Source organism: Allorhizocola rhizosphaerae (genome assembly GCF_003426775.1).
Taxonomy (GTDB): domain Bacteria; phylum Actinomycetota; class Actinomycetes; order Mycobacteriales; family Micromonosporaceae; genus Allorhizocola; species Allorhizocola rhizosphaerae.
The window spans coordinates 1-11,730 of the sequence record NZ_QJUG01000245.1 but is presented as its reverse complement, the minus strand read 5'-3'; the positions used below and the strand labels follow the sequence as shown (position 1 = coordinate 11,730).

Annotated in this window: 10 protein-coding genes and 1 pseudogene; 5 read left to right on the top strand and 6 right to left on the bottom strand. The window is 68.2% G+C overall.

Annotated elements, in window-relative coordinates:
- Positions 1-185: hypothetical protein (locus DM816_RS43150; protein WP_162908151.1), on the bottom strand; the 185-nt coding region annotated here is incomplete at its 3' end.
- A 41-nt stretch (positions 186-226) separates the two neighbouring features.
- Here DM816_RS43150 and DM816_RS35085 point away from each other — a divergent pair.
- Positions 227-1,825, top strand: coding sequence for a PQQ-dependent sugar dehydrogenase (locus DM816_RS35085; protein ID WP_117214760.1), 1,599 nt, complete (start codon positions 227-229; stop codon positions 1,823-1,825).
- Between the two features lie 159 nt (positions 1,826-1,984).
- Here DM816_RS35085 and DM816_RS35080 read toward each other — a convergent pair whose 3' ends face one another.
- Positions 1,985-3,043 carry a hypothetical protein gene (locus tag DM816_RS35080; protein ID WP_162908150.1) on the bottom strand — a complete coding sequence of 353 codons (1,059 nt, stop codon included), beginning with the start codon at positions 3,041-3,043 and terminating at the stop codon, positions 1,985-1,987.
- A 211-nt stretch (positions 3,044-3,254) separates the two neighbouring features.
- Between DM816_RS35080 and DM816_RS35075 the strand changes: the two genes are divergently transcribed.
- On the top strand, positions 3,255-3,908 hold the full coding sequence (locus DM816_RS35075) for a winged helix-turn-helix transcriptional regulator (protein WP_211588992.1): 654 nt from the start codon (positions 3,255-3,257) through the stop codon (positions 3,906-3,908).
- A gap of 9 nt (positions 3,909-3,917) precedes the next feature.
- On the opposite strand, the gene DM816_RS35070 is transcribed toward DM816_RS35075, so the two are convergent.
- Genes DM816_RS35070 through DM816_RS35060 form a run of 3 tightly spaced genes read right to left on the bottom strand, consistent with a single transcriptional unit; the run spans position 3,918 to position 5,746 of the window.
- Complete coding sequence (locus DM816_RS35070; RefSeq protein WP_117214757.1) at positions 3,918-5,093, bottom strand: RNA polymerase sigma factor; 1,176 nt, start codon at positions 5,091-5,093, stop codon at positions 3,918-3,920.
- On the bottom strand, positions 5,083-5,415 hold the full coding sequence (cutA, locus tag DM816_RS35065) for a divalent-cation tolerance protein CutA (RefSeq protein ID WP_117214756.1): 333 nt from the start codon (positions 5,413-5,415) through the stop codon (positions 5,083-5,085). Before cutA ends, DM816_RS35070 begins: the two co-directional genes overlap by 11 nt.
- Positions 5,399-5,746 carry a YciI family protein gene (locus DM816_RS35060; RefSeq protein ID WP_246002540.1) on the bottom strand — a complete coding sequence of 116 codons (348 nt, stop codon included), beginning with the start codon at positions 5,744-5,746 and terminating at the stop codon, positions 5,399-5,401. The genes cutA and DM816_RS35060 overlap by 17 nt, the downstream gene beginning before the upstream one ends.
- Positions 5,747-6,036: 290 nt before the next feature.
- Between DM816_RS35060 and DM816_RS35055 the strand changes: the two genes are divergently transcribed.
- Both DM816_RS35055 and DM816_RS35050 read left to right on the top strand, forming a co-directional pair.
- A complete protein-coding gene (locus tag DM816_RS35055) occupies positions 6,037-7,107 on the top strand; it encodes a LuxR C-terminal-related transcriptional regulator (protein ID WP_162908149.1) in 1,071 nt (356 codons plus the stop codon).
- Between the two features lie 43 nt (positions 7,108-7,150).
- Complete coding sequence (locus DM816_RS35050; RefSeq protein ID WP_211588991.1) at positions 7,151-9,472, top strand: Orn/Lys/Arg family decarboxylase; 2,322 nt, start codon at positions 7,151-7,153, stop codon at positions 9,470-9,472.
- Positions 9,473-9,529: 57 nt separating this feature from the next.
- On the opposite strand, the gene DM816_RS43145 is transcribed toward DM816_RS35050, so the two are convergent.
- Positions 9,530-9,763: a hypothetical protein gene (locus DM816_RS43145; RefSeq protein WP_162908148.1), complete on the bottom strand. Its 234-nt coding sequence runs from the start codon at positions 9,761-9,763 to the stop codon at positions 9,530-9,532.
- Between the two features lie 739 nt (positions 9,764-10,502).
- Here DM816_RS43145 and DM816_RS45575 point away from each other — a divergent pair.
- Positions 10,503-11,448, top strand: a pseudogene (locus tag DM816_RS45575) (transposase).
- Positions 11,449-11,730 lie beyond the last annotated feature (282 nt).

Genomic DNA, 11,730 nt, shown 5'->3' with positions numbered 1-11,730 from the left:
AGGCGTTCGAGGCCGCGAGCCGGGTCCGGCGGGTGCGCTTCGCGTGCCAGGCCGCGCAGCGTGAGCAGGCCCGCCGCACGTCCGCCCCGGTCCTGCTGCGCCGCCTGCGCTGGAGCAGCTGACGGCGTCGCGTCCGAAATGCCGAACACCACCTGACTCGTCACCACTTGCCGTCGTTGTGACACCTGACCTAGGGTATTCATGAACCTCGATCAAGGGAGATCTCATGAACACCCGATCGTTGTTGTCACTCATCGCGGCCGCCACGCTTACCCTCACCATGGGCGCGGCGGCGAACCCGGCCCAGTCGGCCGGTCCGTCCATCCAGGTCGCCGGCTTCGATCTGACCCGCCCGGAGGTCGTCGCCACCGGCCTGCAGATCCCTTGGGGGCTGGCGTTCCTGCCCGACGGCAGTGCGCTGGTCTCGGAGCGCAACAGCGCCCGCGTCCTGCGGCTGCGGCCGGGCCAGGCGCCGGCGGTCGTCGGCACGATCCCGGGCGTGGTGCCGGCCGGAGAGGCGGGTCTGCTGGGCCTGGCCGTCTCGCCAACCTACGCCAGCGACGGCTGGATCTACGCCTACCACACCGCCAGCGCGGACAACCGCATTGTGCGGTTCCAGCTGGCCACGCCGGGCACCGTGCAGGTCGTCCGCTCCGGCATCCCCAAGGCCAACATCCACGACGGCGGCCGCATCGCGTTCGGTCCCGACGGCATGCTCTACGCCGGCACGGGCGACGCCAACAACACCTCCAACGCGCAAAACCTCAACACCCTGGCCGGCAAGATCCTGCGGATGACGCCGACGGGCGGGGTGCCGGCGTCGGGCAATCCGTTCGCCAACTCGGTCGTGTACAGCTACGGCCACCGCAACGTGCAGGGCCTGGCGTGGGATGGGCAGGGGCGCATGTTCGCCACCGAGTTCGGCCAGAACACCACCGACGAGGTGAACCAGATCGTGGCCGGAGGCAACTACGGTTGGCCCACCTGCGAGGGCACGTGCAGCAACCCGTCGTTGCGCAACCCGATGGTCACGTGGCCGACCTCGCAGGCCTCGCCCAGCGGGCTCGCCTACGCCAACAACACCCTGTTCGCCGCGGCGCTGCGGGGGACGAGGCTGTGGCTGGTGCCGGTGGGCGGCGGGACGCCCACCTCGCAACTGCAGGGGACCTACGGTCGCATCCGCACCGTCGCGGTTGGACCGGACGGGTACCTGTGGATCGCCACCAGCAACCGCGACGGCCGGGGCACCCCGATCGCGACCGATGACCGGGTCGTGCGGTTCCCGCCGGAGTCCGGTGGCACGGTCGTGTTCGAGGACACGTTCGAGACCAACCTGGGCTGGGTCGCCAACCCGAGCGGGACCGACACGGCGACGGCCGGCCGGTTCGAGCGCGGTGACCCGGAGGCCGCGACCTCCGGCACCACGACCACTCAGCTCGGCACGACGACGAGCGGGGTCAACTGCCTGGTCACCGGGCGACTGCTGAACGGATCGGCGAGCGCCAACGACCTCGACGGCGGGGTCACGTCCATCCGGTCCCCGTCGATCGCCCTGCCCAGCGGGCGCACGCTGACCCTGTCGTTGCGCTACTATCTCGCCCACCTCAACAACGCGAGCAACGCAGACTATCTGCGGGTGCGGGTCAACGGCACCCTCGTGTTCGAGCGGCTGGGCGCGGCCAGCAACGTGAGCGCGGCCTGGCAAACGGCCAACATCAACCTCACGTCGTTCGGCGGGCAGACGGTCACGATCCTCGTCGAGGCCGCCGACGCCGCGACCGGCAGCGTGCTCGAGGCCGCCGTCGACGACGTCCGGATCAGCTGACGACCCGGTCACAGCCCACTACACCCAGGGCTCCGACCTGTGTCATCGCGCGCTACGTCTCTGCTCCAAGATGCCGGAGCAGAGACGTAGCGCCGCACAAGCACCACCGGCAACCTCTGCTCCAAGACACCAGAGCAGAGACGTAGCGCCGCGCAGTGGCTAACCTTGGGGCACCTCGACCGTCTGGTTGCGCGTTGTGGCCAGGCCGCCCAGAGCCGCGCCGAGCGCGATGGTCATGACGAGGGTGCCGGTCCACAGCTCCGGCGGCCACGCGATGCCGGCCGCCACGTGCAGGCCGAGCAGGTGGCCCGACCACACGCACAGAGCGAACATCCCGCCCGCGATCGGCAGCCGCAGCGGCGCGTACGGGCCGCGCACGGTGTCCAATCGCAGCAGTGTCGCGTCGACGAGAGCCGCACCCAGCGTGGCGCCGAGCAGGGCCGTCCACTGTGGAGCGGGGAACTGGTACATCGCGAGCGTGAACAGTGATAGCGTGCCGACCATGGCCGTGGCCACTCCGGGAGTCGCCCGCCGCCGGTGGCACAGCAGCAGCGGTATGACGAACAGGACGGTCGCGAACAGGTAGCCCTGCACCCCCGCGAGCGCCGTGAGGTGCTCCGGCGACCCGCTGCCCGCGCGATAGGCCTTGGTCGCGGCCGCCTGGGTCAGCGGCATGTACGACATCAGCAGCACCGAGGCCATGGTCAGGGCCAGCGCCAACGACGCCACGCCGGAGAAAGCGCGCGCACGCTCGGATCCCGCCGCCCACCACGACCGCAGTGGGCTCGTCAGCACCAGCACCCCACCGAGATCGAGGAGCAGGTGCGACGGGCTCAGCGACACCTCCAGCCCGGACTCGATCCCGAAAATGGTGTGCCACGCCATGTCGCCGGCCCCGCCCACGGCGAACAATATGACCCCGACCGCGCCGAGCTTGTACCCGGCCGGCCACGCGTCGCGCCACCAGACCGCGACGTCGTGGCGTCGCCGGTACCCCATGAAAATCGTCCAAGCGGCGAGCAGGGCGAAGCCGCTGTAAAGCAGGGCGTGCCACGGGGTGAAGAAGCTCTCCAAAGTGGACCGCCGGTTGACGTGCGCCCATGCGTCGGTCAGCACGCCGACGACGAGCATGGTCCCGAAAAGAACAGTGATCGTGTCCTCGACCGGGCGGGTCCTCGCGAATACCCGCGAGGCAGGTACCTGAACATCGATAGCCATGCACATGAGCCTCGCAGGCGGAATGCTCACGGGCAAGTCATCACCCGATTGGCGGCAACACGACGTTGACCGCGCTCGCGCCAGGGACGATCATCAAGGGTACCCGCCGCCCGGGACGCCGGGCGCGATCGGTTCATCTTAGGCATCACCGCACGCTGATGGCATTCGTCCTGAACAACAACCCATCCACTAGGAACTAGGTGTACCCGTGGTGACGAAACGCAGCTACGACGACAGATGCGCCTCGGCCCACGCGCTCGACTTGATCGGCGAGCGCTGGGCGCTGCTCGTGGTGCGGGAGCTCCTGCTTGGCCCCAAGCGATTCACCGACCTCCGCGCCGACCTGCCCGGGGTGAGCCCCAACGTGCTCTCGCAACGGCTCGACGAGCTGGAGCGCGTCGCGGTCATCCGCCGGCGCAGGCTCTCCCCGCCCGCCGCCGCATGGGTTTACGAGCTCACCGACTGGGGAGCGGAGCTCGAGCCCATCATTCTCCAACTTGGACGGTGGGGCGCCCGCTCGCCGTTCCTGAACGCCGAACTCCCGCTCAGCGTCGACGCCATGGCGCTGGAGATGCGCACGTTCTTCGACCCGTCCACGGCGCGGGGGCTCAAGGCCAGCTACGAGCTCCGGTTCGGGGAGCACCGCTACCACGCCTGCGTCAACGGTTCCCGCTTCGAGATCGGCCGGGGCCCCGCCGCCGCACCGGACGCGGTCATCGACTCGGACCCCAACACGCTTGCGGCCGTCATCTACGACGGCGCCGACGTCGGCATGCTGCGCTTCGCCGGCGACCGGTTCTTCGTGGAGCGGTTCGTGAAGCTGTTCACCCTGCCCGACAAGGCGCTGGTGGCGGCGACAACCTGAGGCCGGACGCTACGCCAGGCGCGCCGCGCGGTCGAGCAGGTAGCGCTGCTCGGGCAGGCTCGTGGTGCGCTTGGCGGCCAGTTCGTACGCCTCCCGGGCGGCGGCCGGTTCACCGGACATTTCGAGCAGGTGCGCACGCACGGCCGCCAGCCGGTGGTGTTTCGCCATGCGCGGGTCCTCATCCAATGTGGACAGCAGGTCCAGCCCGGCCTGTGGGCCCTTCACCATCGCAAGTGCCACGGCATGGTTGAGCGTCACCATCGGGTTGGGCGCCATGCGCGCCAGGAGTCCATACAGCGCAAGGATCTGCGTCCAGTCCGTCTCGTCGGCCGATGGCGCCTCGGCGTGCACCCCGGCGATCGCCGCCTGCAGCTGATACGGCCCGATGGTGTGGTTGGCCAGCGCGTCGGTCAGCAACGCCTGCGCCTCGGCGATGGACGCGCGATCCCACAGGGTCCGATCCTGTTCGGCCAGCGGGACGAGCGCGCCGTCGGGACTCGTGCGGGCCGGGCGGCGCGCGTCGGTGAACAGCATGAGCGCGAGCAGCCCGGCCACCTCGCCGTCCCCGGGCAGCATGCGGGTGAGCCGGATCGCCTCGGCCGAGAGCGTCACGTCGTGCAGCGCCTCGCCTGAGCTCGCCGTGTAACCCTCGTTGAAGATGAGGTACAGCACGTGCAGCACCGGCGCCAGGTTGGCGTGCATGCGAAACGGCTCACCCTTGATGGTCGCCTTGGCACGGCTGATCCGCTGCGCCATCGTGGCCTCGGGCACGAAGAACGCCCGCGCGATCTGCGCCGTGGTCAGACCGCCGACCGCACGCAGCGTGAGCGCGATCTGCGAGGCCGGCGAAAGCGAATCGTGGCAACACAGGAACAGGAGCTTGAGCGTGTCGTCCTCATCCGTTACCGAAGCCAGTGGCGGTTCCTGCAGCGTGACCTGAAGCTCCCGCCGCTTACGGGCCTCGTCGCTGCGCCACAGGTCGATCAGCCGCCGCGAGGCGACCGTGTGCAACCAAGCCCTTGGATTATCCGGTACCCCTTCGGCCGGCCACTTGACCGCCGCCTCCAGCAACGCCTCCTGGACCGCGTCCTCGCACTCGTCGAAATAGCCGTAGCGCCGCACGAGCCCACCGAGCACCCGCGGCGCGAGGTCGCGCAGCAGACCTTCCCACTCGTTACCGGGCACGGGTCTCCTCGGTCACCCACGCCAGGTAGGCGGGATTGCCACCCGTGACCGGCGTGCACAGGATCTCGGGCACGTCGTAGCCGTGCCGCGTCCGGATGTGGGCCTCAAGTTCCGCGTATCGCCCGGTGGTCGTCTTGAACACGATCTGCCACTCCTGTGCGGACTCCATCGCGCCCTGCCACCAGTACGTGCTCGTGATCGGGCCGATCACCTGGGCGCACGCGGCGACCCGGGCACGCACCGCGCCGGACGCGAGCGAGTCGGCGGCCTCGCGGGAGTCCGTGGTCGTCACCACCTGGCAGTGTTCACTCGCGGTCGTCATCGTGGATCACCTCGCGGACCTCCATCGCGCAGTAGCAGGCGTCCGGCCACTTCGCCGCGATCTCGATGGCCCGCTCCATGCCGGCGCAGTCGACCGCGACGTATCCGGCCAGGTGCTCCTTTGCCTCAAGGAACGGGCCATCGGTGACGATGGTCTCGCCATTGCGCACCTTCACCGTGCGGCTGCGCGGCGGCTCGGTCAGGGCGCGCCCGCCGATCAGCTCACCCGTCTCGGCCAGCTCCTTCATGATCGCATCGACCGAGGCGAAGACCGCTTCCTGGTCCGCCTCGATGGCCTTGCGGGACTCCTCGTTCTGATAGATGAGCAGCATGTACTTCACCGGCAGATCATACTTAATCCACAACTTTGACAATCGGCGCATTTGAATAGAGCCTCGGAGGCGTGAGACGACCCGGCCCACGCGATGCTTCAGCCGGCCTACGATGAGGCGATCCGGCCCGGGTTGGACGGCGCGATCGACGACACCGTCGCCTTGTTCAGGCCCCTTCACTTCGCGAGGGTCGATCCGGCGAGTCGCGGGCAGTAGGACTCCTTCGATACGGACAGGAATCCCTTAAGGGTGGGTGCGGACAGGCGTTGTCCGCATCCACACTCATTCCTGTGAGGATCGCTATCCGGTGCGAGCGACGCCTCTTCCGGGATGCGCTCGCCACGAGCCTGGCCGCGCACCCCGACTTCGCCGTGGTGGGGCACGTTTCCCGGCCCGACGACCTGTTCGAGCTGTGCGCGCTGCGCCGGCCCGATGTGGTGCTGTTCGACACGGCCGCGCAGGTGTCCGACGGTCTGGAAGCCCTGCGCGCCTTGCGTTCGCAGTTCCCCGAGACCGCCGTCGTGCTGGCGTACGACCGGCTCGACCCCGAAGAGGTGACCAGCGCGATACTGTCCGGAGTGGACACTCTCGTGCCGTGCTCGCACGGGTTGGACGCGCTTATGACCGTGCTGCGGCAGTGCGGCAGTCAGGCGTGCGTGCGGGCCGGGCTGACCAGCAAGCGCCGTATCCATCACCACATGCACGGGGCGCAGCACGGCACCGAAGTGGCGCATGGGGTCTTGCTGGTGTTGCTGCGCGGGGCGCACCAGGCGGCGTGCGACTACGTCATGCCCGCGTTGCTCGCGCACGGCATACCCTTCGTCATCGACAATACGTTCGGCGACAGCGAAATCAAGATGTGGGACCAGCTGCACGCCGGACCGGTACTGCTTGTGCTCGTCGATCCCACCCGGGAGTCGTGGCTCGGGCTGGCAAGCCTCACCGTGCCGATCGCGTTGGCGCGCACCGGGCCCGTACTGCGGGCCGAGGTGATGCACGCGCTCGACCGGGGCGTGCGGGCGGTGGTCAGCCCGGCCCAGATGCAGTGCGACGAACTGGTTTCGGTGCTCACACTCGCCGCGCACGGCCACGTCGTGCTCGCCGTGCCCGACGCCGGCTCGGTCATCGGCGGCCGGCCGCGCGGGATGCCGCAATTGACCGCGCGCGAGGGCGACATCCTGCGGTCGATCGCATGTGGACATACGGTACGGCAAACGGCGCACAGCCTCGGGATAGCCGAGAAGACGGTGGAAAACACGCAGGCGCGCCTGTTCCGCAAGCTCGGCGCGCACAACCGCGTCACCGCGCTCGTGGCGGCCGAGACGCTGGGCCTGATCGAGCTGCTGGCGGGCGAATCCTAACGAACCCGCATTTACCGCCCGGTTTTGTGGTTACGTTGACCACGTGAGGACACAAGCGGCGGTGTTGGTGGCGGCAAACGGTGGGCCTGGGGCGTCCGTCATGCAGGCGCGGCTCACGGAACTGGCCGAACGGTTCGCGGGGCACGGTTTCCAGGTGCTGCAGGCCGCGACGGCGGAGGAGGCGGTCGCGCACGTGAGCGCGCGGGCCGACCTCGCCTCGGCCCTGGTGGACTGGAACCTCGACGGCAACGAGGCGGCGAGCGCGGATGGAGACGGCGCATCTGCGGCCGAAGAGGTGCTGCGGGCGCTCGCGACCCGGTACAACCGGCTGCCTTCGTTCCTCGTGACGCGCGGCGAGTCGGTCGACAACCTTCCGTTGTGGGTGTCCGAAGTGGTCCGCGGTTACGTGTGGCTGCTGGAGGATACGCCCGACTTCGTCGCCGGGCGGATCGCCCACGCGGCCCGGGCATACCTTGAAGATTCTCTGCCGCCGTTCTTCACGGCGCTTCGCCAGTTCGAGGACGCGCACGAATACTCGTGGCACACGCCGGCGCACGCGGGCGGCATCGCGTTTCTCAAATCGCCCGTGGGGCGGGCGTTCCACGATTACTATGGGGAACGGCTGCTGCGCACGGATCTGTCGATTTCGGTGGCCGAGCTGGGTTCGCTGTTCGAGCACACCGGGCCGATCGGCGACGCCGAGCGCAACGCGGCCCGAGTCTTCCAGGCCGACCAGACCTATTTCGTGCTGCACGGCGACTCCACTTGCGACCGGATGGTCATCCACGCCAGCGTCGCCCAGGACGACTTCGTGCTCGTGGATCGCAACTGCCACAAGGCGGTGTACCACGGGCTCACGATGACCGGTGCGCGCCCGGTGTATCTCGTGCCCACACGCAACGGGTACGGTCTGATGGGTCCGATCCCGCCCACGGAGCTGGAGGCCGCCGCCGTGGTCGCGAAGCTTGCGGCAACCCCGTTCGCCGAAGGCGCCAACACCGATGGGCCAAGCTACGCAGTGATCACGAACTCGACGTACGACGGCCTGTGCTACAACACCGTCGAGGTGGCCCGGCTGTTGGGCCAGACCGTGCCCCGGTTGCATCTGGACGAGGCGTGGTTCGCCTACGCGGCGTTCCACCCGCTCTACGCGCGCCGGTACGGCATGGCCGTCGGCCCGGAGACCGTGCCCGAGGACGTCCGGCCCACGGTGTTTGCCACCCAGTCCACGCACAAGCTGCTGGCCGCGCTGTCGCAGAGCGCGATGGTGCACGTCAAGTCCGCGCCGCGCTGCCCCGTCGAGCCGAAGCTGTTCAACGAAACCTTCATGATGCATGGCACGACATCGCCGTTGTACCCGATGATCGCGAGCCTGGACGTGGCGGCCGGCATGATGGACGGCGCGGGCGGGCGGTGGATGCTCGACGAGGCGATCACCGAGGCGATCCGCTTCCGGCAGGCGGTGTCGCGCATCGCCCGGCGGATCACCGACGCGGCCGACCGCCCGTCGTGGTTCTTCGGCACGTGGCAACCCGACACGGTCACCGACCCGGAAACGGGGGTCCAGTACCCGTTCGCCGACGCGCCTTTGGACCTGCTGCGCACCGAGCCCAGCTGCTGGACGCTCGCGCCCGGCGCCGACTGGCACGGCTTTGAGGAACTCACCGAGGGCTACTGCATGCTCGACCCGGTGAAGGTCGCCATCACCTGCCCCGGCGTCGACGCCCGCGGCACGGTCACGCCGGTCGGCGTGCCCGCGCGCATCCTGACGTCCTATTTGGAGCATCGCGGAATCGTGGTGGAGAAGACCGACGCCTACACGTGTCTGGTGCTGTTCTCCATGGGTATCACCAAAGGCAAATGGGGTACCCTGCTGGACGCCCTCATCGATTTCAAGAACCTCTACGACGCGGGGACCGAGCTGCGCCACGTCCTGCCCGACCTGATCGAGCGCTTCCCCGAGCGTTACGCCAAGCTCACGCTGCCCGAGCTGTGCGAGCAGATGCACGACCACCTGAGCAGCCTCAAGCTGACCACGCTGCTCGATGACGCGTTCACCCATCCGCCCCGGCCACAGCTCACGCCGGCGCAGACCTACCAGCGGCTCATCCGCGGCGGCACGCAACCGGTACGCCTGGCCGAGCTCGCCGGGCGCACGGTGGCCACCATGGTCGTCACCACACCGCCGGGCATCCCGGTGCTCATGCCCGGCGAACACGCCGGTGAGCACGGCGGCCCGATCCTGACCTACCTGCGCACACTGGAAGACTTCGACCGGCACTTCCCGGGCTTCGAGGCCGAAACCCACGGCGTCACCATCGACCGCGACGGCAACTACTGGATCAACTGCGTGACCTCGCCGTGAACCAACCGGCCCGCCCAAGTAGCGTTCGCTCAACCCTAGTGATCCGAGGGGCGATATTCAGATCAGCCCGGTGAACTGGCTCTCGGCATACGCCCGCTTTGCCGCCTGGTCCCGGGCCGAGCGCAAATACGCCGTCCACGCCAAATGTTCGTGCGCCACAGCGCCGAACTCCCATACACAGATCGCACCCCGGTGCGAATCGGCCGGCCCCGCCCGGAACAGCGCGCCGTCACGGACATCCTTGTAGAAGACCGACTCCCACATCTCGTTGTTGCCCCGCCACGTGAACACGAGCAGCAGGTAGATATGCTCGCCCGACAGGTGGTTGATGACGAACCCGAGATCACCGGCGATCGGCAGCAGGCCGGATGCGACCTCCGCATCGATGAACGCCCGCGCCTCCGCGTCAACCGCCGGGTCGATCGTCTGATCCGGGCGGCACAGTTCGTACCACTTCAGATAGGTTCGTCGAGTGCCAGCGGCGCGCCATGGCTGATCTGCTTGGTAACGTGGCGGTAATCCGGATCCACGACGTTGCCGACCCCCGTGAGGTCGTCGATGGTCACCGTCATGATCCGACGTTAACACGGAGCTCACCCACCACCGAGCGCACAATCCCCTCGATCGTCCAAACCAGCCTCCGCCACGGGCCGCAAAACACCCAGCCCTGCGCTCGAAACGCACCAATCCCCAAGTCCGCCTGCCACGACACCCTCACCGAAACCGCTTTCGCCTCACCCACCGGCACAAACAACCACGACAAAACCACGAAACTCACCGACCCCCTGTCACAAACGGCGCCCAACCGCACGTGAAGCCGGCTCTAACCCAAGCAGGAGCAGCGATTCCCAAGACCCGCCGGAAACACCATTACCGAACCCGAACCCCCAGACCCAACCAGGCGACGCCTAGTGCGCTGGCCATGAACGTTCACCGGGTTGGTGACACGCCGGGTGGGTCCCCCGGGTTCGGTGAGTCCGGCCGCACGCCCGATAGCGATCTGGATCGGTGTCGAAAGTGGGGTGCGTGGATGGCTGAGCCGGTACGAGCGCGGAGGTTGACCGATGAGGGAGGCCGTCGGCTGCAACAGCTTGTGCGGCGGGGCAAGCACGAGTCGATCCGGGTCCGCCGGGCGTTGATCATCATGGCGTCGGCGTCCGGGACACCGGTGCCGGCGATCGCCCGTTTACCCACTGGAGTCTTCGTAAGCTGGCCGACTACCTGACCACCAACCCGACCCGGCAGGTGGTAATCGGCCGGGAACGGCTGCGGCAGCTGCTGCGCCACAACGACATCCTTTCCAACGCACCCGTACCTGGAAGGAGTCGGCCGACCCGGACAAGGACGCCAAACTCGACCGGATCGAGGAGGTCACCACCAGGTACCCGGATCGGTGTTTCGCCTTCGACCAGTTCGGGCCGCTGTCGATCCGCCCGCACCACGGCAGCGGCTGGGCGCCGGCCACCCGACCGGACCGGCTACCGGCCACCTACCGGCGTACCCACGGCATCCGCTACTTCCACGGCTGCTACAGCCTCGGCCAGGATCAGCTGTGGGGTGTGACCCGCCGCCGCAAGGGTGGCGACCACACCCTGGCCGCGTTCAAGTCGATCCGCGCAGCCCTGCCCGGCGGCGCGCCGATCTACATCATCTGTGACAACCTGTCGGCCAACACCACCCCGGCGATCCGGTTCTGGGCCGCACGTAACAACGTGGAGCTGTGCCTGACCCCGACGAATGCCTCGTGGGCCAACCCGATCGAGGCCCAGTTCGGGCCGCTGCGAAGCTTCACCATGGCCAACTCCAACCACCCCAACCACACCGTCCTGGCCGAAGAACTCCAGAAATACCTCAGATGGCGCAACGCCAACGCCCGCCACACCGATGTCCTGGCCGCCCAACGCCGCGAACGCGACCGTTTCCGCAGCCAACGCCAGCAACGCTGGGGCCGACCAGCCCTCGCCCTGGCCGCCTGACCCGAGCCACCAACCCGGTGAACCTTCATGGCCGGCGCACTAGATGGTGTGTTGGCGCGCTACATCTTTGCTCCGCCTTCTCGGAGCAAAGACGTAGCGTCCGCAAACACCGTTCCCTGCGAGGCTGCCCCACCCTCTCGGAGAGACTGTGTAACGAACGGTGTTTCCGGCACCGACACGCTGAGTGAGGACTCGGCGGGAAAGGTGCCGTGATGACCACCACCACGACGCTGCGTGAAGCCACACTGGATGTTGTGGCATCGAAGAAGCGACCTGTGTCCA

What these genes read in the sequence shown, in the direction of transcription:
- DM816_RS35060 (WP_246002540.1), bottom strand. Translation starts at nt 5,746, where the DNA reads ATGCTGCTCATCTATCAGAACGAGGAGTCCCGCAAGGCCATCGAGGCG.
- DM816_RS35085 (WP_117214760.1), top strand. Translation starts at nt 227, where the DNA reads ATGAACACCCGATCGTTGTTGTCACTCATCGCGGCCGCCACGCTTACC.
- cutA (WP_117214756.1), bottom strand. Translation starts at nt 5,415, where the DNA reads ATGACGACCGCGAGTGAACACTGCCAGGTGGTGACGACCACGGACTCC.
- DM816_RS35080 (WP_162908150.1), bottom strand. Translation starts at nt 3,043, where the DNA reads ATGGCTATCGATGTTCAGGTACCTGCCTCGCGGGTATTCGCGAGGACC.